The 21477-nt window shown below is 60.4% G+C and carries 18 protein-coding genes and 2 pseudogenes; 7 read left to right on the top strand and 13 right to left on the bottom strand.

Translation table 11 applies throughout. The features are described from left to right. Nucleotides 1-2: 2 nt before the first annotated feature. From IH404_RS15980 to IH404_RS15970, 3 genes are all read left to right on the top strand, one after another. Complete coding sequence (locus tag IH404_RS15980) at nt 3-1307, top strand: ATP-binding protein (protein ID WP_005788609.1); 1305 nt, start codon at nt 3-5, stop codon at nt 1305-1307. A 59-nt stretch (nt 1308-1366) separates the two neighbouring features. Further along, nucleotides 1367-2137, top strand: coding sequence for a class I SAM-dependent methyltransferase (locus IH404_RS15975; protein ID WP_005788608.1), 771 nt, complete (start codon nt 1367-1369; stop codon nt 2135-2137). A gap of 91 nt (nt 2138-2228) precedes the next feature. Then, the gene (locus IH404_RS15970; RefSeq protein WP_122733091.1) at nt 2229-3014 is read left to right on the top strand and encodes a sulfite exporter TauE/SafE family protein; all 786 of its coding nucleotides are present in this window, start codon (nt 2229-2231) and stop codon (nt 3012-3014) included. 527 nt (nt 3015-3541) lie between these two features. Here IH404_RS15970 and IH404_RS15965 read toward each other — a convergent pair. Continuing rightward, nucleotides 3542-4780 carry an acyl-CoA dehydrogenase family protein gene (locus IH404_RS15965; RefSeq protein WP_194438415.1) on the bottom strand — a complete coding sequence of 413 codons (1239 nt, stop codon included), beginning with the start codon at nt 4778-4780 and terminating at the stop codon, nt 3542-3544. 265 nt (nt 4781-5045) lie between these two features. Here IH404_RS15965 and sfnG point away from each other — a divergent pair, with 265 nt between their 5' ends. Next, nucleotides 5046-6131 carry a dimethylsulfone monooxygenase SfnG gene (gene sfnG, locus IH404_RS15960; protein WP_194438413.1) on the top strand — a complete coding sequence of 362 codons (1086 nt, stop codon included), beginning with the start codon at nt 5046-5048 and terminating at the stop codon, nt 6129-6131. 91 nt (nt 6132-6222) lie between these two features. Here sfnG and IH404_RS15955 read toward each other — a convergent pair. Continuing rightward, a pseudogene (locus IH404_RS15955) lies at nt 6223-6675 on the bottom strand (N-acetyltransferase); the annotation flags it as partial. Nucleotides 6676-6769: 94 nt separating this feature from the next. Between IH404_RS15955 and IH404_RS15950 the strand changes: the two are divergent. Continuing rightward, nucleotides 6770-8357 (top strand): annotated as a pseudogene (locus IH404_RS15950) (RimK family protein). A 168-nt stretch (nt 8358-8525) separates the two neighbouring features. Here the strand turns inward: IH404_RS15950 and map are convergent. Both map and IH404_RS15940 read right to left on the bottom strand, forming a co-directional pair. Then, nucleotides 8526-9287 (bottom strand): type I methionyl aminopeptidase, encoded by a 762-nt coding sequence (gene map / locus IH404_RS15945; protein ID WP_194438411.1) that lies wholly within the window; start codon nt 9285-9287, stop codon nt 8526-8528. After that, entirely contained in the window at nt 9287-9487 is a 201-nt protein-coding gene (locus IH404_RS15940) for a ParD-like family protein (protein WP_017135045.1), read from the bottom strand. The genes map and IH404_RS15940 overlap by 1 nt, the downstream gene beginning before the upstream one ends. Nucleotides 9488-9762: 275 nt before the next feature. Between IH404_RS15940 and ilvA the strand changes: the two genes are divergently transcribed. Next, complete coding sequence (ilvA, locus tag IH404_RS15935; RefSeq protein ID WP_194438409.1) at nt 9763-10788, top strand: threonine ammonia-lyase, biosynthetic; 1026 nt, start codon at nt 9763-9765, stop codon at nt 10786-10788. 231 nt (nt 10789-11019) lie between these two features. Beyond that, on the top strand, nt 11020-11289 hold the full coding sequence (locus tag IH404_RS15930) for a DUF1652 domain-containing protein (RefSeq protein ID WP_005788590.1): 270 nt from the start codon (nt 11020-11022) through the stop codon (nt 11287-11289). Nucleotides 11290-11334: 45 nt separating this feature from the next. Here the strand turns inward: IH404_RS15930 and IH404_RS15925 are convergent, their stop codons facing one another. From IH404_RS15925 to IH404_RS15885, 9 genes are all read right to left on the bottom strand, one after another. Then, nucleotides 11335-12294 carry a carbohydrate kinase gene (locus IH404_RS15925; RefSeq protein WP_194438407.1) on the bottom strand — a complete coding sequence of 320 codons (960 nt, stop codon included), beginning with the start codon at nt 12292-12294 and terminating at the stop codon, nt 11335-11337. 12 nt (nt 12295-12306) lie between these two features. Continuing rightward, complete coding sequence (xylB, locus tag IH404_RS15920) at nt 12307-13788, bottom strand: xylulokinase (RefSeq protein WP_194438405.1); 1482 nt, start codon at nt 13786-13788, stop codon at nt 12307-12309. A gap of 138 nt (nt 13789-13926) precedes the next feature. Beyond that, complete coding sequence (locus IH404_RS15915) at nt 13927-15408, bottom strand: mannitol dehydrogenase family protein (protein ID WP_194438403.1); 1482 nt, start codon at nt 15406-15408, stop codon at nt 13927-13929. 16 nt (nt 15409-15424) lie between these two features. Beyond that, nucleotides 15425-16528, bottom strand: a complete 1104-nt coding sequence (gene ugpC / locus IH404_RS15910; protein ID WP_005788584.1) for a sn-glycerol-3-phosphate ABC transporter ATP-binding protein UgpC — start codon at nt 16526-16528, stop codon at nt 15425-15427. Between the two features lie 22 nt (nt 16529-16550). Beyond that, nucleotides 16551-17381, bottom strand: coding sequence for a carbohydrate ABC transporter permease (locus IH404_RS15905; protein WP_005788583.1), 831 nt, complete (start codon nt 17379-17381; stop codon nt 16551-16553). A gap of 10 nt (nt 17382-17391) precedes the next feature. Then, complete coding sequence (locus IH404_RS15900; RefSeq protein ID WP_005788581.1) at nt 17392-18282, bottom strand: sugar ABC transporter permease; 891 nt, start codon at nt 18280-18282, stop codon at nt 17392-17394. 177 nt (nt 18283-18459) lie between these two features. Further along, the gene (locus tag IH404_RS15895) at nt 18460-19782 is read right to left on the bottom strand and encodes a sugar ABC transporter substrate-binding protein (RefSeq protein WP_005788580.1); all 1323 of its coding nucleotides are present in this window, start codon (nt 19780-19782) and stop codon (nt 18460-18462) included. A 200-nt stretch (nt 19783-19982) separates the two neighbouring features. Next, nucleotides 19983-20231: a DUF6124 family protein gene (locus IH404_RS15890; RefSeq protein ID WP_194438400.1), complete on the bottom strand. Its 249-nt coding sequence runs from the start codon at nt 20229-20231 to the stop codon at nt 19983-19985. 324 nt (nt 20232-20555) lie between these two features. Continuing rightward, nucleotides 20556-21461: an AraC family transcriptional regulator gene (locus IH404_RS15885; RefSeq protein ID WP_194438397.1), complete on the bottom strand. Its 906-nt coding sequence runs from the start codon at nt 21459-21461 to the stop codon at nt 20556-20558. Nucleotides 21462-21477 lie beyond the last annotated feature (16 nt).

Below are 21477 nucleotides of genomic sequence, written 5' to 3'. Positions count from 1 at the left end.
CCATGTTCCGTGTGCTGCTACGCCTCTACCTGATCACTATCGTCACCTACAGCGCAGCCATCTTTCTGATTCCCAAGCTGGTGATCCAACTGTTCGAACACCGCTACATGGACTACAACATCGAACAGTCCCGCGGCCTGCAAAAGCTGATGGTCAAGCAATACCAGCGCGCACCCGTGGAACACTGGTCCCAGGTGACCGACCAGTTGAGCCGCGATTTTGCGCCATTGAAGGTTGAACTGTTGCTGCGCCAGGACGCTCGCTATACGCCGCAGGAAGAACAACTGCTGGAGCAAGGCAAGTCGGTGATCCGTCTGGGCGAGTGGGGCTGGATGGAAGAAATCAGCTCGCCGATCAACCAGCAGTTCGCGGTCAAGCTGACCATTCCGCCGGACCCGCTGGACATGAACCTGCTGTACTGGTCGATGAACGTGCTGATCGGCGCGGCGCTGCTGGCGTGCCTGCTGGTGTGGCTGCGTCCTCACTGGCGAGACCTGGAGCGCCTCAAAAGCACCGCCGCGCTGTTGGGCAAGGGCCACCTCGGGGAGCGTACGCGCCTTCCGCCCAGCTCCAGCATCGGCAGCCTGGCGACGGTGTTCGACACCATGGCCGACGATATCGAGCACCTGCTGAACCAGCAGCGCGACTTGCTCAATGCGGTCTCCCACGAACTGCGCACACCGCTCACCCGCCTGGATTTCGGCCTGGCGCTGGCGCTTTCCGAAGACTTGCCCCAGGCCAGTCGCGAGCGCCTGCAAAGCCTGGTGGCGCATATTCGCGAGCTGGATGAGCTGGTGCTGGAGTTGCTGTCCTACAGCCGCCTGCAAAATCCCGCGCAATTGCCCGAACGGGTCGAGGTTGCGCTCGATGAGTTTATCGACAGCGTGCTGGGCAGCGTCGACGACGAGCTGGAAAACCCCGAGATTGTCATCGACGTGGCGCTCGACTGCACCGTGGAGCGCTTCAGCCTCGACCCGCGCCTTACCGCCCGCGCCTTGCAGAACCTGCTGCGCAACGCGACGCGCTATTGCGACAAACGCATTCAGGTGGGGGTCAAGGTGTGTCCCAACGGCTGCGAAATCTGGGTGGACGACGACGGCATCGGCATACCGATGGACCAGCGCGAACGCATCTTCGAGCCGTTCTACCGCCTGGATCGCAGCCGTGACCGCGCCACCGGCGGTTTTGGCCTGGGCCTGGCAATCAGCCGACGTGCCCTGGAGGCCCAAGGCGGCACGTTGACGGCCCTGGCATCGCCCCTTGGCGGTGCGCGGTTCCGGGTGTGGTTGCCCAGCCAGGCCGATTAGAAAAACCGCGGGGAAGGGCGCACACTGTGCGCCCCGCTTTACCCGAGGAGAGATTGGCAATGTCTGGTGTCCACACGTCTGCTCAACAGGGTTTCTCTACCCAGGCTGTCACTTACGCTCAGGGGCGCCCTGATTACCCCCGGCAACTCACCGGCTGGCTGGCCGACGCGCTGGGCATCGATGCTCAATCGACGGTGGTTGACCTCGGTGCCGGTACTGGCAAGTTCACCCGTTTGCTCTGCAGCCTGGCGCCGACGGTGATTGCGGTCGAACCGGTGGCGGCCATGGGCGCGCAGTTGTCCAAGCTGTTGCCGGATGTACGTTTGCTCGACGGCACCGCCGAATCCATCCCCCTGGCGTCCGCCAGTGTCGACGCACTCGTGTGTGCCCAGGCGTTTCACTGGTTCTCGACCCGCGCTGCACTGGCAGAGATCCACCGCGTGCTCAAGCCAAAAGGGTGCCTGGGACTGGTGTGGAACGTGCGCGATGAATCGGTGGACTGGGTGGCGGCGATCACCGAAATCATCACGCCTTACGAGGGCGACACCCCACGTTTTCATACCGGGCACTGGCGCGTACCCTTTACCGGTGAGTATTTTCGCGCGCCGCAAAAAACCTGTTTTGCCTACCACCATGTGGGCAGCCCACAGGAAGTGATCATGGATCGTTTTCTCTCGGTGAGCTTTATCGCCGCGTTGCCAGCCGCGCAAAAGGCCACGGTCACCGCGCAACTGCGCACGCTGATAGACACCCATCCCGCCCTGCGAGGCCGTGACACCGTGGCCTTCCCGTATCAGACCCAGGCTTATCAATGTGAACGGCTAAGCTAAAAGGTATAAAGTCAGATCATATTGATATAAGTGGTTATAAGAAAAATCGCTATCCTGCGCCCAGAAATTTATAAGGCCGCAGGTAGCTGTAATGGATGTGGGTAATTTTGGTTTCGTGGTTGCCGGCCTGATCGTGGGTTTTATCGTGGGTATGACCGGTGTCGGTGGTGGCTCGCTGATGACGCCGATTCTGTTGTGGTTCGGTATCAACCCGGCCACCGCGGTGGGCACTGACTTGCTGTATGCCGCCATCACCAAGTCCGGTGGTGTGCTGGTGCACAGCAAGAACCGCAATATCGACTGGACCATCACTGGCTGGCTGACCTTGGGCAGTGTGCCGGCGGTGCTTTTGACGCTGTGGTTCCTTGCCAGCCTGCACACCGACCCCAGCGCGATGAATGCGGTGATCAAGCAGGCGCTGGGCTTTGTGCTGTTGCTGACCGCATTGGCGATCCTGTTCAAGAAAAGCCTGTTGGCCTTTGCTCAGCGACATGCCGGTGATGACTACCACATGCGCCCGCGCAACCTGAACGCCCTGACCGTGGTGACCGGCGCGGTCCTCGGCACCATGGTGGCCCTGACGTCCATTGGCGCCGGGGCCCTCGGCACGGTGGCGCTCTTTATCCTGTATCCGTTCCTGGCCACGCGCCGTCTGGTGGGCACCGAAATTGCCCATGCCGTGCCCCTGACCCTGGTGGCGGGCCTGGGCCACGCGAGCATGGGCAATATGGACTGGCATCTGCTGGGCTTCTTGCTGATGGGTTCGTTGCCGGGGATCTACTTCGGCAGCCATATGACCGGCAAGATCTCAGACAGCGTGTTACGTCCGTGCCTGGCGGTCATGTTGATGGCGGTGGGGTACAAGCTGGCGTTCTGAGCCGCATGTGCTCCAAATGTGGAAGGGGGCTTGCTCCCGATGGCTGCCTCAGGGGCGACCAGGATGTTGGATTAGACCGAGTACATATCCGTTATTTAGGTAACGGCCGCTATTGGTTCCGCTTTTACAGCGGGTCACTTTGGAAAAGAGCCCCAAAGTAACCAAAGGGCTCTTGCCCCACCACTCGGCACCTCGCCTAGGCTCGGTGTGCCCGTAATCCGCCATGGATTTGGGGGGCCGCCGCCACGCGCCATCCATGGCGCGGGGCGGCTAAACCGGCATCCCTGCCGGTTTACCCCCCAAATCCCTGTCGAATTCCGGCCAGCGTGGTTTGACGGGGCGCCTGAGATCAAAAGCAGATCAAGAGCAAGAGCGGCTCGCTTCGCATCGTGGTTACCGTAGGGGGGCTGCGAACTGAAGTTGTGTAGATACCTATGCCCCGATGAGGGAGTGTCAGTAAATACATTCAGGACTGACCCACCGCTATCGGGAGCAAGCCCCCTCCCACAGTTTGACCCAGATCAACTTCAGGACTTCGCCGGGCCGTTGCCGATTTGCCACACAAACGGTGGCTCTGTCCCGTTGATCACCCAGTCGCCCACGATCCGCGCCTTGTAGATCACCGGATTGTGCGAAGACACCGTCCGTGCGTTGCGCCAATGCCGGTCCAGCGCCTTGCCTTGGCGCACATCCGAGGCCCCTAAGGCGTTGAACAACTGGCTGGTGGCACGCTGGATCAAATCCGAAACCACCACTTGCGCCGTCGCCGACTCAATCTCAGCCGCCACATTGGCTTCGCGTTCGGCCACTTCATTGCCGCCAAAGCGCGCCAGATAAGCCTGTTGCGCCGGCACTGCGGCCTTCAACGCGCTGGCCTGGGCGGCGTATACCAACGCGGCGACTTCGCCCACCACCTGTTGCACCTGCGCATCCTGGCTGACGTGCGTTGCATTGCCATGGCTGTAGATGCGCTGGCGGTTGCGCACCTGGTGGGCCACGTCGCTGAGCGCAGCGCGACCGATACCGGCCAGTGTCGCCAGCAACACCAGTTGGTAGAACGCAGTCTGGTATTTGAAGCGGGTGGCAAAGTCGATCAGGTTTTCAGTTTCCACCACCGCGTCGGTAAACCGCGAGGTGCCGCTGCCGGTGGTGCGCTGGCCAAAGCCGTCCCAGTCATCGCTCTGCACCACGCCTGGCTGATGGGTGCGGGTGGCGGCGATCACGGCGGCGCCGGTGTCGCTGCGTTGAGCGTAAACATCGATCCAGTCCGAGAACAGGCTGCCGGTGCTGTAGAACTTTTCGCCGTTGAGTTTCCAGCGGTCGCTGTCAGGGCTGACCTGGGTCACCACCTCACCGATGGCCACCGTGCCGATTTCGGTCCAGGCGCAGCCGACGATATCGCCATCGACAAAACGCTTGAACCACAGATCACGGCTTGCGCCGGGTGGCGCATTCAGGCGGTCTTCGGCAAATGCGAAGTGCCCGCGCAGGGCCTGGGGCACGTTGGAATCAGCCGCCGCCAGTTCAATCAGCAGTTCAAACAACTGCGGCAGTGACGCGCCATCGCCGCCGTATTCCACCGGCACCCGCACCGCGCCAAAGCCAGCGTCCTTGAGCCATTGAATCGGTTCATGGGGCAGTGTGCGGCTGTGCTCGCGCTCAACCGCACCCTCGGCGATGCGTTGGAAGATCGGCCGAAAACGTGCGGCCAGCGCAGGGTAATCGGCGCCGGTAGACAGTGGGTTGATGACGTGCTGTTCAGTCATGGGTAGGGCTCCTGGCAGTGATCGAATGTGCTGGAGATTGCACAGTCCGTGCCGGGACTTTGCTCCCCTGTTTGCGGTGCGAGAGGGTGATTGGGTGTTGCTCCTGCAACAGCAGATCGACAAACCGCTGCGATCGGTGACATTGCCAGTAGGCTGATCAGATATCCGATTTTTTAACGCAGCGCCCATGGCGCGGGCATTTGCGGGTGACTGGCACGCTTGCTGCGTAAGCCACATGACATCCTTTTGTGCGAGGTATCGTCCGATGAGTCAGCAAGCCGTGAAATTTGCCTATTGGGTGCCCAACGTCAGCGGTGGGCTGGTGGTCAGCAAGATAGAACAGCGCACTCACTGGGGCATCGACTACAACCGCAAGCTTGCGCAGGTGGCCGAGGCGGCCGGCTTCGAATATGGCCTGACGCAAATTCGCTTCACCGCCGGTTACGGCGCCGACAACCAGCATGAGTCCGTCGCGTTCAGCCATGCGTTGCTGGCGGCGACCACCACGCTCAAGGTGATCGCGGCGATCCTGCCCGGCCCTTGGCAGCCGGCGTTGGCAGCCAAACAACTGGCGACCATCGACCAGCTCACCAACGGGCGCATCGCGGTGAATATCGTCAGTGGCTGGTTCAAGGGCGAATTCCAGGCGATCGGCGAACCCTGGCTGGAACACGACGAACGTTATCGCCGCTCCGAGGAATTTATCCGCGCCCTCAAAGGCATCTGGACCCAGGACGATTTCACTTTCAAGGGCGACTTCTACCGCTTCAACAATTACAGCTTGAAACCCAAACCGCTCGGCCAGCCGGAAGTGTTCCAGGGCGGCAGCTCACGGGCGGCGCGGGACATGGCGGCACGCGTGTCGGACTGGTACTTCACCAACGGCAACACGCCCGAAGGCATCAAGGCTCAGGTTGACGACATTCGCACCAAGGCTGGCGCCAATCACCATTCGGTGAAAGTGGGTGTAAACGCCTTCGTGATCGCCCGCGACACCGAAGAAGAAGCCCGCGCCGTACTCGCCGAAATCATCGAAAAAGCCGACCCCGAAGCGGTGCATGCGTTTGGCGATGCGGCCAAACAGGCGGGCCAGGCCTCACCGGAAGGCGAGGGCAACTGGGCCAAGTCCAGCTTTGAAGACCTGGTGCAATACAACGACGGCTTCAAGACCAACCTGATCGGCACGCCGCAGCAGATCGCCGAGCGCATCATTGCGCTCAAGGCCGTGGGCGTGGACCTGATACTGGCCGGCTTCCTGCATTTTCAAGAGGAAGTCGAATACTTCGGCCAACGCGTCTTACCGCTGGTACGCGAGCTGGAAGCCAAGGCCGGGGTCAAGCAGGTGGCTTAAACAGCACCCCGGCCTGCAATACCTGGGGTCGATCCAGGGCGCCGCCGAGTACCTGTTCGACATCGCTGTACGTTCTGGGGCGTGCGACCTAGTGCTGGAGGATGCGCTTTTCCAGCCGAATAGCGGCGGTGTGATCCTCGTAATAGTCATTTATCAGCGCAAAGCGGCGGTAGCCATTGCGCTCGTACAGCGCCAGGGCACCGGGGTTGTCGATGCGCACCTCCAGGCGCAGGTAGGCGCAATCATGTTCCAGGGCGCAGGCCTCGATGCGCGTCAGCAATTGCTTGCCCAGGCCCATACCGCGCGCATGTTCGGCGATGGCGATGGAGTACAGGCGGGCCAGTGAAGTGCCGCGATGGAACAACAACAGTGCATAACCGAGCAATTGCGCGTCGTTTTCCGCTACCAGTAACTGGCCATGGGCACGGCTGATCATCCACTGGAAACTGCGCGGTGAGAGCCGGTCGGTGGTGAAACAGTGGTGTTCCAGTGCGACCAATTGAGGCCCATCAGCGGGGGTTGCAACGCGAAAGGAAAGAGCCATATAACCGCCGTAAAAGTTACGTAACGAAACGGGACTTATCTAAAAGATCGTGCTTAATAGAAAAGGTCGAGTTCTCTAAAGCGGATCAAATATTATGTCAGCGGTACAAGGTCATTGGCGTGAAGTATCCGAGCAAAACGTCGCGGCGACAATAACTTCCAGCGGTTATTTATCGGTCGCCACCAAAGCGTCCAAGCAAGTGGTGATCATTGTCGAACGCAAGGAAGATTGGGCCTCCTACTTTCCCAGCGAAGACATCGTGACGGCCCAGGAATACCTTGAGCAAACCCGTGAAAGCGAGACGGGCAAACGTGTGCAGGTCATCAACCTGTGCCGCAGTTACAAGTACCTGGGCCATGGTTACTACTGCTCATTGCTGGCCGAAGCGCGCGGGCACAAGGTGATTCCGTCGGTGCGCACCATCAGTGAACTGACTAAAAAGTCGCTGTATGGCTTGTCACTGGACGACCTGGATAAAACCCTCGATAAAGCCCTGAGTCATCACCTTTACAGCAATACCGAAGGCTTTATCCTGACACTTTATTTTGGTCGAACCAATATAGAGCCGCTGCAAGAGCTGGCCCGCCAGTTATTTGAAACCTTTCCGTGCCCGATCTTGTTAGTTGAGTTTCGCAAACACAATGGCTGGCATATCGACGGGGTTAAGTCCGGCGTGTTGCACAAGTTGCGCGATGACCAGGAAGATCAGTTCGCCCACGCCCTCGACAACTTCAGCCGCAAGGTCTGGCGCCAGCCGCGCTCACGCCGTTTGGCGCGGTATGACCTGGCGATTCTGCACGACCGTCAGGAGCAACTGCCACCGTCCAATGCCCGCGCCCTGGAAAACTTTGTGCGGGTCGGCAAGAGCCTGGGCATCGATGTGGAGTTGATCGAGCGCAAGGATTATTCACGTCTGGCCGAGTACGACGCCTTACTGATCCGCGAGACCACCAGTGTCGACAACCATACCTACCGCTTCGCCAAAAAAAGCCGAAAGCGAAGGCCTGGTGGTGATGGACGACCCGGCGTCGATCCTGCGGTGCACCAACAAGGTTTACCTCACCGACCTGCTCAACAGCCATCAACTGGGCATGCCTGCCACCGAGATTCTCTACAAGGAGCGACCGGAAGACTTCGAAAGGGTCGGCGAGCGCCTGGGCTTCCCGCTGGTGTTGAAGATCCCCGACGGTTGCTTCTCGCGCGGCGTGATCAAGGTGCAAAGCCAGGAAGCCCTGCTCAAGGCCACCGCCGAGTTGTTTGAACATTCGGTGCTGTTGCTGGCCCAGGAGTTTTTCTACACCGAGTACGACTGGCGCATCGGTGTGCTCAACCGCAAGCCGATCTTCGCGTGCCAGTACTTCATGTCCAAGGGCCATTGGCAGATTTATAATCACAAGGCTATCGGCCTGGATATCAACGGCGAATGCCGCACCCTGGCGGTCCATGAAGCGCCCAAGGCGGTGGTGGAACTGGCGGTAAAGACCGCCAACCTGATCGGCGACGGCCTCTACGGTGTTGACCTCAAGCAGTCCGGCGACAAGGTGGTGGTGATCGAGGTCAACGACAACCCGAACATGGACGCCGGTATTGAAGATGCCTATCTGCAAGACGACCTGTATGCGCTGGTGCTGGAGGAGTTCGTGCGACGCCTGGAGCTGAAACGCCAGGGTCAGGGCTGGTGACGATGGGGGCGGGGTTGATGGTGTTCGGGCTCAAGCGCATCGCTGGCGGCGCCAGTCATGCGTGAACACTGATTTCCCCTGTGGGAGCTGGCTTGCCTGCGATGCCGGCGTCTCGGTGTGTCAGTGACACACGGTCGATGCCATCGCAGGCAAGCCAGCTCCCACAGGTTATGCGTCGGTGTGCGGTTGCAGTGTCAGCACCTCAAACCCGTCTGCCGTCACCGCCACGGTATGTTCCCACTGCGCCGACAGGCTGTTGTCCTTGGTCACCACTGTCCAGCCGTCCTTGAGGTCGCGCACCTTGGCGCTGCCCTGATTGAGCATTGGCTCGATGGTAAACACCATGCCTTCGCGCAGTTCCAGCCCGGTGCCGGGGCGGCCGAAGTGCAGCACTTGGGGGTCCTCGTGCATCTGCCGGCCGATGCCGTGGCCGCAATACTCACGTACTACGCTGTAGCCGTTGGCCTGTGCATGGCTCTGGATCGCATGGCCGATATCGCCCAGTCGTGCGCCGGGGCGAACCTGGCGAATGCCGGCCCACATGGCTTCAAAGGTCTGTTCCACTAGACGCCTGGCCTTGGGCGCCACGTTACCGATCATGTACATCTTGCTGGAGTCAGCGATAAACCCGCCTTTCTCCAGAGTGATATCGATGTTGATGATGTCGCCGTCTTTCAACACCTCCTTGGCGCTGGGCATGCCATGGCACACCACTTCGTTGATCGAGGTGTTGATGCAAAAGGGGTAGTCGTATTGCCCAAGACTCGCCGGGCGGGCTTTGAGCTCGTTGCGGATGAAGGCCTCGACGGCGCTGTCCAGCTCCAGGGTCGAGCGCCCGGCGGCGACAAAACCGTCGAGCATGCTGAATACCTGGGCCAGCAGGCGCCCGGATTCGCGCATCACCGCCAGTTGTGCGGGGGTCTTGATCATCAGCCGCGCCCTCGGATGAGGTCGGGTTTGTCCAGCAGCAGCTTGTTGATCAGTTCGTTGTAGGGCAGGTGTGGGTTGAGTTCGGCCAGCAGGCCGATCTTGATCCAGAACTCGGCCTGGGCATTGATTGAGCGGTCCATGGCGGCGCTGGCCAGGCGTAGCTGTTCGTGCAGTTGGTCGGTGATCTTGACGATGCCCATGGCGTTCACTGTGTTGGAGGGATATACAAAGCGTATACGTTTTGTATGTTCATCGTAAAGTCCAGCCGGCTAAATGGCGACAGGCCATTGACTTGTCCAACCACCGCCGGTTAATTTCGTTGCATGACATTTCAAGCCTTGCGCCGCCAGCCGAGCATTATTATTACCGCCATTCCTCATTTGGCGGGATAGCACACGGCTGCACCCAAACCCGCCCTAGAGGCGGGTTTTGTTTTTCCGACTCCTGGGCAGCACACCAACACCAGGAGACGCCCATGAGTTCCCACAGCGCCGTGCAACCTGCCGCCGATACAGGATTGCTTGAGCACTACGTGAAAAAGATCCTCGCCGCCCCGGTTTACGACGTGGCGGTGCGCACGCCCTTGCAGCCGGCGCCTGCGCTATCCGCGTTACTGGGCAACCAGGTACTGCTCAAACGCGAAGACCTGCAACCGACCTTTTCCTTCAAGATTCGTGGCGCCTACAACAAGCTGGTGCAACTGAGCGATGAGCAGAAAGCCTGTGGCGTGGTGACCGCCTCTGCGGGTAATCATGCGCAGGGCGTGGCGTTGGCTGCGCGGGAACTGGGCATCAAGGCGCGTATCGTCATGCCGTGCAGCACGCCGGAATTGAAGGTGCTGGGCGTGCGTTCCCGGGGCGCCGAGGCAGTGCTGCATGGCGAGAGCTTTGCGTTTGCCCTGGCCCACGCGTTGCAGCTGGCCGAGGTGGCGGGTTGCACCTTTGTTTCGCCGTTCGATGATCCCGATGTGATCGCTGGCCAAGGCACAGTGGCCATGGAAATACTGCGTCAACAGCAAGGCCCGCTGCACGCGATCTTCGTACCGGTGGGCGGCGGTGGCTTGATCGCCGGAATCGCGGCGTACGTCAAATACCTGCGTCCCGAGGTACGCATCATCGGTGTGGAACCTGAAGGTTCCAGTTGCCTGCTGGCTGCATTGCGCGCTGGTGAGCGGGTAGTGCTGCCCAGCGTCGACGGGTTTGCCGATGGCACCGCGGTCGCACAGATCGGCGCCTACGGTTTCGAGATCTGCCGGGACTGGGTGGATGAAGTCGTCACCGTGAGCAACGACGAATTGTGCGGTGCCATCAAGCTGATCTACGACGATACCCGCTCCATCACCGAACCGTCTGGCGCACTGGCCGTAGCGGGCATTCGCAAGTACGTGGCTGAGCGGGGTGTGCGCGGCCAGACCCTGGTGGCGGTAAATTCGGGGGCGAATATCAACTTTGATAGTTTGCGTTATGTTGCAGAAAGAGTCGTGGCACTCGGTCCGGTCTGATTTGAAACGGTGGGTTAAACGTTTAATCGAGGCGGTTTGGCGATGATTTATACAGAACTTATAGTTCAAAGTTTAATTATATAAAACCGCTGTTGGCTTATGAGGAATGGTTACAACGCAGCTTGATTTAGCCGAGTAGGCTTGGTGGTTGAGGGCACTTTCCAAGGCTGGCAAGTGCCTGCATGACCCATAAAAAATCTGTTGGCAGTCTTGAAAATGGAGAAGTTGACCATGCTTTCGGAATTAGAGTTGCGCAGCATTATTGAAGGAAGTTTCCTGCCCAAACGGTGTGAATGCACCAAGGCCGAAGATGCTTCGCTGACGATCAAAGTCTATGACGAGCGCAACCGTGATCGAGTGGATTTGGAAGTCAAAGGCATCAATGCCGATAAGCTCGACAGCAGCCGAGCCATTTGCAACCTGATCACGGGGTTGCGTGAAGATCTCAAGTACAGCCATGCCCCGGCTCCGCAACGAGCAGGCGGGCGCGGTTATCACTAGCCACTGTAGGAGCGAGCAAGCTCGCTCCTACAACAACGTGTTCGCTCAATTGCGCGAAATGTGCGCGTCCGTCAGTTGGTGACGGTACGGCAGGTCGGGGCCGGTTTTGGTACAGGTCAACGCGGCAGCCCGAATCGCAAAGCCGAGCATGTTATCAATCTGCGCGCGCGTGAGCTGTTGCAGGCCAGTCACTGAATCAAGCTGATGCTCGGTCAGCCAGGCAATCAATGCCGCCTGAAAAGTATCCCCGGCGCCGACCGTGTCGGCCATCTCCACCTTGACTGCCGGTGCCGACCAGTTGCCGTGCTGACGGCTGAACACGCTGGCACCGTCGCCGCCGCGGGTGAGGAACACCAGTTGGCAGCGGTGTTGCAGCCAGCCTTGCAGCACACTTTCGGGTGACTGGTCGGGGTAGAGCAGGTGCAGGTCCTCATCGCTGACCTTGATCAGGTCGGCATGTGTGACCAGTTCGGCGACGCGATCACGCCATAGTTGGATGTCCGGCTGCGGGTTAAGGCGCACGTTAGGGTCCAGGCTGATCAGGCGCTTGCCGCTTTCGCGCTTGACCAGCGCCAGAAGGGTGTCGCCAATCGGTTGCACCACCAGTGAGAACGAGCCGATATGCAGCCCGCGCACCTCATCGCCCAGTACCGGCAAATGCGCGACTTCCAGCAACCGATCCGCACAGCCTTCGCCACGGAAGTTGTACTGCGGTGAGCCATTGGCGCCCACAGCGACCATCGACAACGTGGTCGGCGCGGCGAATTCCACCAGGAACTGCTCGCTGACCCCTTCATTTTTCAGCACCTGCAACAAGCGCCGGCCGAGGAAGTCGCTGGACAGGCCGCCGAACAACCCGGCTTCAATCCCCAGACGGCGCAGGCCCACCGCCACATTGAAGGGCGAGCCCCCGGCAATCGCCTTGTAATTGACTTTGGCGGCCTGCCCGCTGGCATCCTCCTCGCTGAAAAAATCAAACAGCGCCTCACCACACACCAAATACATAGTCGTTCGCTCTTAAAGGGATGCCACGTGCTGTTGATAACGCTCATACGCCTGTTGATAGGCGCTGACACTCTCGGTTGCCGGCAAGGTACGGCTGGCCGGGTCGACGCTCACACATTTGTCGCACAGGCTGGCCAAGGGTTCGCCGCTCTGGCACCAGGCGGCCTGGATTGCCGCGCCAAGGGCGGCGGCTTCGCTCTGTTCGGTGCACACCACTTCGGTGTGCATGATATCGGCGACCATCTGCCGCCACACCGGGCTTTTCGAACCGCCGCCGATCAGGCGGATGCTCTGGCTTTGCAGGCCGGTCTGGCGCAGCAGGTCGAGGCCATAGCGCAGGCCGAAGGTGGTGCCCTCGACCACGGCGCGGCACAGGTTGGCACGGGTCAGGTTGGTCATGGTCAGACCGTGCAGGCTGCCGGTGGCGTGGGGCAGGGCAGGCACGCGTTCGCCATTGAGAAACGGCAGCATGCTCACCCCCTCGGCGCCAATCGGGGCTTGCTCGACCAGGGCGTTGAACGCTTGCAAGTCGAGTTCGAACAGCTCGCGGATCACCCCGGTGGCGTTGGTCAGGTTCATGGTGCAGATCAGTGGCAGCCAGCCGCCACTGGACGAGCAAAAGGTCGCTACCGACGCCTGCGGGCTGGCGTTGGGCTGGTCGGCAAACGCATACACGGTGCCCGATGAGCCCAGGCTCATGGTGATCACGCCGGGAGCGATATTGCCGGTGCCGATGGCGCCCATCATATTGTCGCCGCCGCCGCTGGACACCACGGCGTTGGGGTTGATCCCCAGGCGCTCGGCAATGGCCGGCAGGATCGTGCCCACCGCCTGGTCGGCTTCGATCAACTGCGGCAACGCTGCCTCCAGGCGGCCGCTGGGGTCGATGTGCCTGAGCAGCGCCACATCCCAGGTGCGGCTGCGCACGTCAAAGTAACCGGTGCCCGAGGCGTCGCCGTACTCGGCGCAGGCGCGACCGGTGAGCCAGTAGTTGAGGTAGTCGTGGGGCAGCAGGATATGGGCGATGCGTGCAAATACGTCCGGGTGCTGTTCGCGGGTCCAGAGCAGTTTGGAGACGGTGTAGCCCGGCGCGATGGCTACGCCCAGGCGCTCCAGGGAGCCGCTTTCGCCGCCAAGGTGTGCCAGCAGGCGCTCGTTCTCTGGCGCGGTTTCGGTGTCGCACCATAACTTGGCCGGGCGCAGTACTTCACCTTGTTCGTCCAGCAACACCAGGCCGTGCTGCTGGCCGGACACGCCGATGCCAAGGATGTCCTGGCCGTCCACCCCGGCTTGTTGCAGGGCGCGGTGGGTGGCTTCGGTGAAGGCGTCCAGCCATTCCTGGGTGTGTTGCTCGCGGCGGCCGTTGGTGCCGCTGATCAAGGTATGCGCGGCGGCGCCCAGGCCCAGCACCTTGCCGCTGGAGGCGTCGAGGACGATGGCCTTGGTGCCTTGGGTGCCGCAGTCGATTCCGAGGAACAGGTTGTGCTGGGTCATGATGGAGTGCTCAGCAGTATTATTTTTGGATTGGTAACCCGGTCAAGTGTGGGAGGGGGCTTGCTCCCGATGAGGGAGTGTCAGTCAAATACCTTTCTCTGACCTACCGCTATCGGGAGCAAGCCCCCTCCCACAGTTTTAATCCGGTTTCTTCAGGAGTTGCCTCAGGGTTTCGGTGACGCCTTTGTCACGCAAGCTTGCATAACACCGCTCGAACGCTGCCACAAACTCCGCCGACTTGGGAATAGCCACGCCAAAAATCTCCTCTACCCCCAGCAAGCGCTGGCTGATCAGCGCGTCATCCGTCACCAGCGCCTGGCAGAACTCGGCCCGTGGATCGGGGATCTTGTAACGCACGCCATTTTCATCCACCCCCTTCAAATACAAGGCCCAGGCCGCCACCACCAGCGCAGCGCGCTCAGTCTCGCGCCCATCGGCAATCAGGCGATTGATGGTCGGCACGGTGAACTTGGGAAACTTCGACGAACCATCGGAACACACCCGCTCCAACTGGTCGGCAATCGCCTGGTTGGAAAAACGCTCCACCAGCGTCTGCTTGTACGCCGTCAGGTCGATGCCCGGCACCGGCGCCAGGTTCGGCGTGACGTCCAGGTCCATGTACGCACGCATATACGCCACGAACAGCGGGTCGTTCATGGTCTCGTGGACAAACCGATAACCCTTGAGAAACCCCAGGTAGGTGAGCGCCAGATGGCTGCCGTTGAGCAGGCCGATCTTCATCTCTTCGTAAGGCGTGACGTCATCGGTGAACTGCACGCCGACCTTTTCCCAGGCCGGACGACCGTTGACGAACTTGTCTTCCAGCACCCACTGCACAAACGGTTCGCACACCACCGGCCAGGCATCGTCGACGCCATGTTCATCATGCAGTTGCAGGCGGTGGGCGGTGCTGGTCATTGGCGTGATGCGGTCGACCATGGCGTTCGGGAAGCTCACGTTGGTGTTGATCCAGTCATGCAGCTCGGCGTTGTGCAGCGCGGCGAAGGCCAGCAGTGCCTTGCGTGTGACGGCGCCGTTGTGCGGCAGGTTATCGCAGGACATGACGGTAAATGCCGCAGTGCCGGCGGCGCGGCGTTGGGTGAGCGCTGCGCAGATAAAGCCGAACACGGTTTTGGGTGTCTTGGGGTGCGCCAGGTCATGCTGGATCTGCGGCAGGTGGGCCATGAATTCGCCGTTGCTGTCATCGATGCAGTAGCCGCCCTCGGTAATGGTCAACGAGACGATGCGGATAGCCGGGTCAGCCAGTTTGTCGATCAACGCCTGAGCGCTGTCTTCGGCCAGCAGCATATCGCTGAGGGCGCCGATGACGCGCACTTCGGTGTCGTCGGTATCGCCCAGTTCGTACAGAGTAAACAGGTAATCCTGGCCGGCCAGATCGTCGCGGGCCTTGCGGTCCTCGGCACGCAGGCCCACGCCACAAATGCCCCAGTCCAGGCCTTCGCCGGTATTCATCAGGGCGTCGGTGTAATACGCCTGGTGCGCACGGTGGAAGCCGCCGACGCCGATATGGGCGATGCCCTGGCGGGTGTCGGCAATCGCGTAGGCCGGGGTTTTCACTTCCGGCGCCAGCTGCGTGAGGTTGGCTCTATTCAGTTTCATCGGGAAATACTCGGGATCAGGCGGCAGCGCGCAGTGGGCGGGCCACCGCTACGCCGTCGGTGTCGAACAGATGGCAGTGCGCCGGGTCCAGGTGCAGGTGCAACGTCTCGCCGTACTGGCTGGCCATGTCGCCGCGAATACGCATGGTCAGCGGTTCGCCATTGGCGGTGATGACGTGGCAGAAGGTGTCGCTGCCCAGGCGCTCGCCAACGTCAGCGGTGACGGTCAGGGTGGTTTGCCCTGGCGCGGCGATTTCCAGATGCTCGGGACGAATGCCCAGGGTCACCGCGCTGCCGACGCTCAAGGTCGTGCCGCTCAACGGCAGGCTGATCAGGGTGCCGGCGTCCAATTGCACGTCGCAGTCCTGGCCTTCGACACGTGTGATCTTACCCTTGAGAAAGCCCATCTTCGGCGTGCCGAGAAAGCCGGCCACAAACAGGTTGGCCGGCTGGTGATACAGCTCCAACGGTGAGCCGACCTGCTCGATACGGCCACTGTTGAGCACCACGACTTTGTCGGCCAGGGTCATGGCTTCAACCTGGTCGTGGGTCACGTAGATCATGGTGGCTTGCAGTTCTTTATGCAGGCGCGCCAGTTCCAGGCGCATCTGCACGCGCAGCGCCGCGTCGAGGTTGGACAGCGGCTCGTCGAACAGGAAGATCTTCGGGTTGCGCACAATCGCCCGGCCAATCGCCACACGCTGACGCTGGCCGCCGGACAGTTGCTTGGGCTTGCGCTCCAGCAGCGGGCCCAGTTCCAGGATGCGCGCCGCTTCGCTGACCTTGCTCTCGACCAGCTTCTTGTCGACACCGGCCAGGTCCAGGGCAAACGACATGTTCTTGCGCACGCTCATGTGCGGGTACAGCGCGTAGGTCTGGAACACCATCGCCAGGTCGCGCTTGGCCGGGGTCACTTCGGTGATGTCGCGGCCATCCAGCTCGATGGTGCCTTCCGTGACTTCTTCCAGGCCGGCGATCAGGCGTAGCAGGGTGGATTTGCCGCAGCCCGAGGGGCCGACGAACACCACGAATTCCTTGTCGTTCACTTCCAGGTCGATGCCCTTGATGATCGAGAAACCTTCGAAGCCTTTTTGCAGATTCTTGATTTTCAGGTTGGCCATGATGGGCCTCCTTTTCGAATTATTATTTGACGGCGCCGAAGGACAAACCGCGCACCAGCTGTTTCTGGCTGATCCAGCCAAAGATCAGGATCGGCGCGCAGGCCAGGGTCGAGACGGCGGACAACTTGGCCCAGAACAAACCTTCGGGGCTGGAGTAGGAGGCGATCAGTGCGGTCAACGGCGCAGCGCTCGACGAGGTCAGGTTCAGCGACCAGAACGCCTCGTTCCAGCACAGGATCAGCGACAGCAACACCGTGGAGGCCAGGCCACCCTTGGCGATCGGCAACAGCACGCGGACCATTTCCTGCCACAGGGTGGCGCCGTCCAGGCGGGCGGCTTCGAGGATGTCCTTGGGGATGTCCTTGAAGTAGGTGTACACCATCCACACCACAATCGGCAGGTTGATCAGGGTGTAGATGATGATCAGCGCGATGCGCGTGTCCAACAGGCCAAAGCTCTTGGCCAACAGATAGATCGGCATCAGCACGCCCACCGGTGGCAGCATCTTGGTCGACAGCATCCACAGCAGCGTGCCCTTGGTGCGCTGGGTTTCGTAGAACGCCATGGAGTAGGCGGCCGGCACCGAGATCAGCAGGCACAGGGCGGTGGCGCTGAAGGAAATCACCACCGAGTTCCAGGCGTAGGCGAAGTAGTTGCTGCGTTCGTTGATGTGCAGGTAGTTCTCCAGCGTCGGCGTGAAGATGAACTGCGGCGGGGTGGCGAACGCATCGATTTCAGTCTTGAAGCTGGTCAGCACCATCCAGAAAATCGGGAAGAAAATCAGGATCGCGATGGCCCAGGCCAACGTGCCGAGCAGCAGGCTTTGCAGGCGGCGGGATTGTTGAAGTGTCATGGCGCGGCCCTCAAGGCTTGTCAGTCAGGTTTTTGCCGATCATCCGCACCAGGATGATCGCCGCGATATTGGCGATGACCACGGCAATCAAGCCACCGGCCGAGGCCATGCCCACGTCGAACTGCACCAGCGCCTGGTTGTAGATCAGGTAGGCGAGGTTGGTCGAGGCGTAGCCCGGGCCACCGTTGGTGGTGGTGAAGATTTCGGCGAACACCGAGAGCAGGAAGATGGTTTCGATCATCACCACCACGGCAATCGGGCGGGCCAGATGGGGCAGGGTCAGGTGCCAGAAAATCGCAATGGCGCCGGCACCGTCCAGGCGTGCGGCTTCTTTCTGTTCCTGGTCCAGGGACTGCATGGCGGTCATCAGCAGCAGGATCGCGAAGGGCAGCCACTGCCACGACACAATGATGATGATCGACAGCAGCGGGTAGTGCGCCAACCAATCCACCGGCTCGGCGCCGAAGAACTTCCACACGGCGGCGAGGATCCCCGACACCGGGTGGAAAATCAGGTTTTTCCAGATCAGCGCGCCGACGGTGGGCATGATGAAGAATGGCGAAATCAACAGCACCCGCACGATGCCACGCCCCAGGAACTCACTGGCCTCCAGCAGGGCGCTGATCAACACGCCGAACACCACGCTGATCAGCAACACGCTGCCCACCAGCAACAGGGTATTGGTAGCGCCGGGCAGGAAACCCGAATCGGTGATGAAGTAGCTGAAGTTTTCCAGCCCCACGAATTGGTTTTCGCCGGGGTAGAGCAGGTTGTAGCGGATCAGCGAAAAGTACAGGGTCATGCCCAGCGGCACGATCATCCACAGCAGCAACAAGGCCACCGAGGGGCTGACAAGGAACCAGCCGGGGTTGGCCAGGCGGTTTTTGGCGGGTGTATTCATGGTGATCAGAACCAGTCAGATGCCTACAGAATCTGCGTCGGAGCGCGGTCACTGTGGGAGCTGGCTTGCCTGCGATGGCACCGCCTCGGTGCTACTGATATACCGAGTCGTTTGCATCGCAGGCAAGCCAGCTCCCACAAAAGCCCTGCTCCCACACTTAGCGGTGGTGAAGCTGGGTTACTTGGGGTAACCAGCCCGCTTCATTTCCCGCTCGGTGGTGGTCTGCGCGGCGGTCAAGGCGGCATCCACCGTTTGCTGACCGGTCAACGCACCGGAGAAGAACTTGCCGACCTGGGTACCAATCGCCTGGAACTCAGGAATGGTCACCAGCTGGATGCCGATATACGGCACGGGCTTCTCGGTCGGCTTGGTCGGGTCGGCCACTTTCAGTGATTCCAGGGTCACCTTGGCGAACGGCGCGGCCTTCATGTACTCGTCGCTGTAGGTGGATTGGCGCGTACCTGGCGGCACATTGGCGATGCCGTCGGTCTTGGCCACAAGCTGGCCGTATTCCTTGGAAGTGGCCCAACTGGTGAACACCTTGGCTGCGTCCTTGGCCTTGGAACTGGTAGGGATCGCCAGGCTCCAGGAGTAAAGCCACGAGGTGCCCTTGTCGGTCTTCTCGTGGGGCGCAAAAGTGAAGCCGACATGCTCGGCGACCTTGCTCTGGCTCTTGTCGGTAACAAACGAGCCCGCCACGCTGGCATCCACCCAGATCGCACACTTGCCGCTGTTGAACAGCGCCAGGTTCTCGTTGAAACCGTTGCTGGACGCACCCGGCGGGCCGGATTTCTTCATGTTGTCGACGTAGAAGTTCAGCGCGTCCTTCCACTCGGGGCCATTGAATTGCGGTTGCCACTTCTCATCGAACCAGCGCGCACCGAAGCCGTTGGCCAGGGTGGTGATCAGCGCCATGTTCTCACCCCAACCGGCTTTGCCGCGCAGGCACAGGCCGTATTGCTCTTTGGATTTATCAGTAAGTTTGGCCGCGTACTCGCCGATCTGGCTCCAGGTCGGGTGCTCGGGCATGGTCAGCCCGGCGTCCTTGAACAGGTCGGTGCGGTAATAGGTGATCGAGCTTTCGGCGTAGAACGGCAGGGCGTACAGCGAACCCTTGACGGACAAACCATCACGTACCGAAGGGAACACATCATCAAGGTCGTAGGAGGCCGGCAGGTCCTTCATCGGTTCCAGCCAACCCTTGGCGCCCCACAGTGCGGCTTCGTACATGCCGATGGTCAGCACGTCGAACTGCCCGCCCTGGGTGGCGATGTCGGTGGTGAGGCGTTGGCGCAGCACGTTTTCTTCAAGCACCACCCAGTTCAACTTGATCTCCGGGTGCTCGGCCTCGAAGGTTTTCGAGAGCTTTTGCATACGGATCATGTCGCTGTTGTTGACGGTGGCAATGGTCAGGGTTTGCGCGCCAAGGCTGACGGCGCTGAGGGTCATGCATGCAGTCATGCAGGAACAGGCAAGCAGAGCTTTTGCTGTGAACTTCATCGCGCACTCCATTTCCGCGCCCAGGGGGCTACAGAAGGACGGTTATTGTTGTTGTGTCTTCCTGCAACGAGTCAGGAAGAGTGTGCATTGATTACAGCCTTGAATCGGGGGTTGTGACAAATCCTTGGGCGCACGCTCACTGATACTTTTTTGCACTCGATGATCGTCCCCGTGACGCGTGGGGACGATCAATGCCGTGCTTAACGCTCGATATCAGCCAGTGCTCGCTCAGCCAGCAAGCGAGATACCTCGATCAACTGGGCAATACCCAGGGCGCCTTCGCGCCGCGAGCCGTCGAGATCAAAGGCGAAATCGCAGGGGAGGGCGTGGGCAGAGGCTAGGGATTCGCTGAGGTTGACCAGTAGGTGATGCGTGGAGATGCCGTCTTTTACGGTGAACAGCACACTGGGTGCTGGATCGATTGGGGGATTTGGGGTGGGTTTGATCATGGTGAAACTCCTGATTTAAGTGGAGCTACCACTGATCGCCGCGACGCGATTGGGTGGTAGCTGTACGCAGGTTCGCGGACCGGAATCAGGAAACCGGCATACCCAAAGGTATCCCGCGCACAGCCACCATAAGGGCGCACAGTAGACGATAAAAAGACGTCAACTGAAAGCGGAAATGGCACTCTGCGTCTGATTAAACCGGGCCGCGACGCCCGACCGCTGAGTGTGCAGCGGTGTACGGAGACTAGAGATTGAGTGTCCTAGGGACAACCTCAAAACCTTGTAAGACGTTTCTGTTTCCCGACGCCTGCCGAACGATCAACCTCAAGCCAAATTCTGCTCAGTCAACCGCTGCACCGCCAACCGTCGATAGTGGGACGGCGTCATCCCCTTAAGCTGCTGAAAACGCCGATTGAAGTTGGAGATATTGTTGAATCCCGACTCAAAGCACACATCCGTCACGGCCTTGTCGCCATCGGCCAGCAACTCGCAGGACTTGCTGATGCGCAGCCGATTGACGAATTCAATAAAAGTCCGCCCGGTGGCCTGCTTGAATACACGGGAAAAATACGTCGGTTTCATCCCCAGGTACTCCGCGACTTCCTCCAGCGGCAGCTCGCGGGCGTAGTGGGCAAAGATGTAGTCCACCGCGCGGTTGGTGCGGTCGATGCTGTGTTCATCGGCTTGCTGCGGGGTGGTCACGCCGGACAGCAGCTGGTAGTCCTCACAGGCGCTCAACACCTCCAGCAGGATAAAGAAGTGCCCCAGTCGCGCCATGCCGTGGGCGTCTTCGATGTGCTGCATGAGGGTCATGGCGTGGGCGATGGTCTTTTTGCAGCGGAATTCGATGCCGTACTGGGCGCGTTCGAGCAGCGGCGCCAGGCGTTTGAGTTCGGTGAAGATGTGGCTGCCGTGTTCGAACAACTCGTCGGTGAAGTTCACCAGCATGTCGCGCTTGGGGATCACTTCGCCTTCTTCCACCTGGCTGATCCAGTTGTGGGGCAGGTTGGGGCCGGTGAGGAACAGGCTTTGCGGGTAGAAGTTGCCGATGTAGTCACCGATAAACACCTTGCCGGAGCTGGCGACGATCAGGTGCAGCTCGTATTCCTTGTGAAAGTGCCAGCGCACCAGCGGGCAGGGGAAGCCGTGTTGGCGATAGATGATGGACAGACCATTGTGATCGTCCATCAACTCGTAGGAAGGGTCGGTGATGCGCGTTGCTCGGGTCATGCTGCCGTCGCTTTAT

This window comes from Pseudomonas sp. OST1909 (genome assembly GCF_015277575.1).
GTDB classification, from domain to species: Bacteria; Pseudomonadota; Gammaproteobacteria; order Pseudomonadales; family Pseudomonadaceae; genus Aquipseudomonas; species Aquipseudomonas synxantha_A.
The sequence above is the reverse complement of the archived record's forward strand: the minus strand, read 5'-3'. Positions and strand labels throughout refer to the sequence as shown.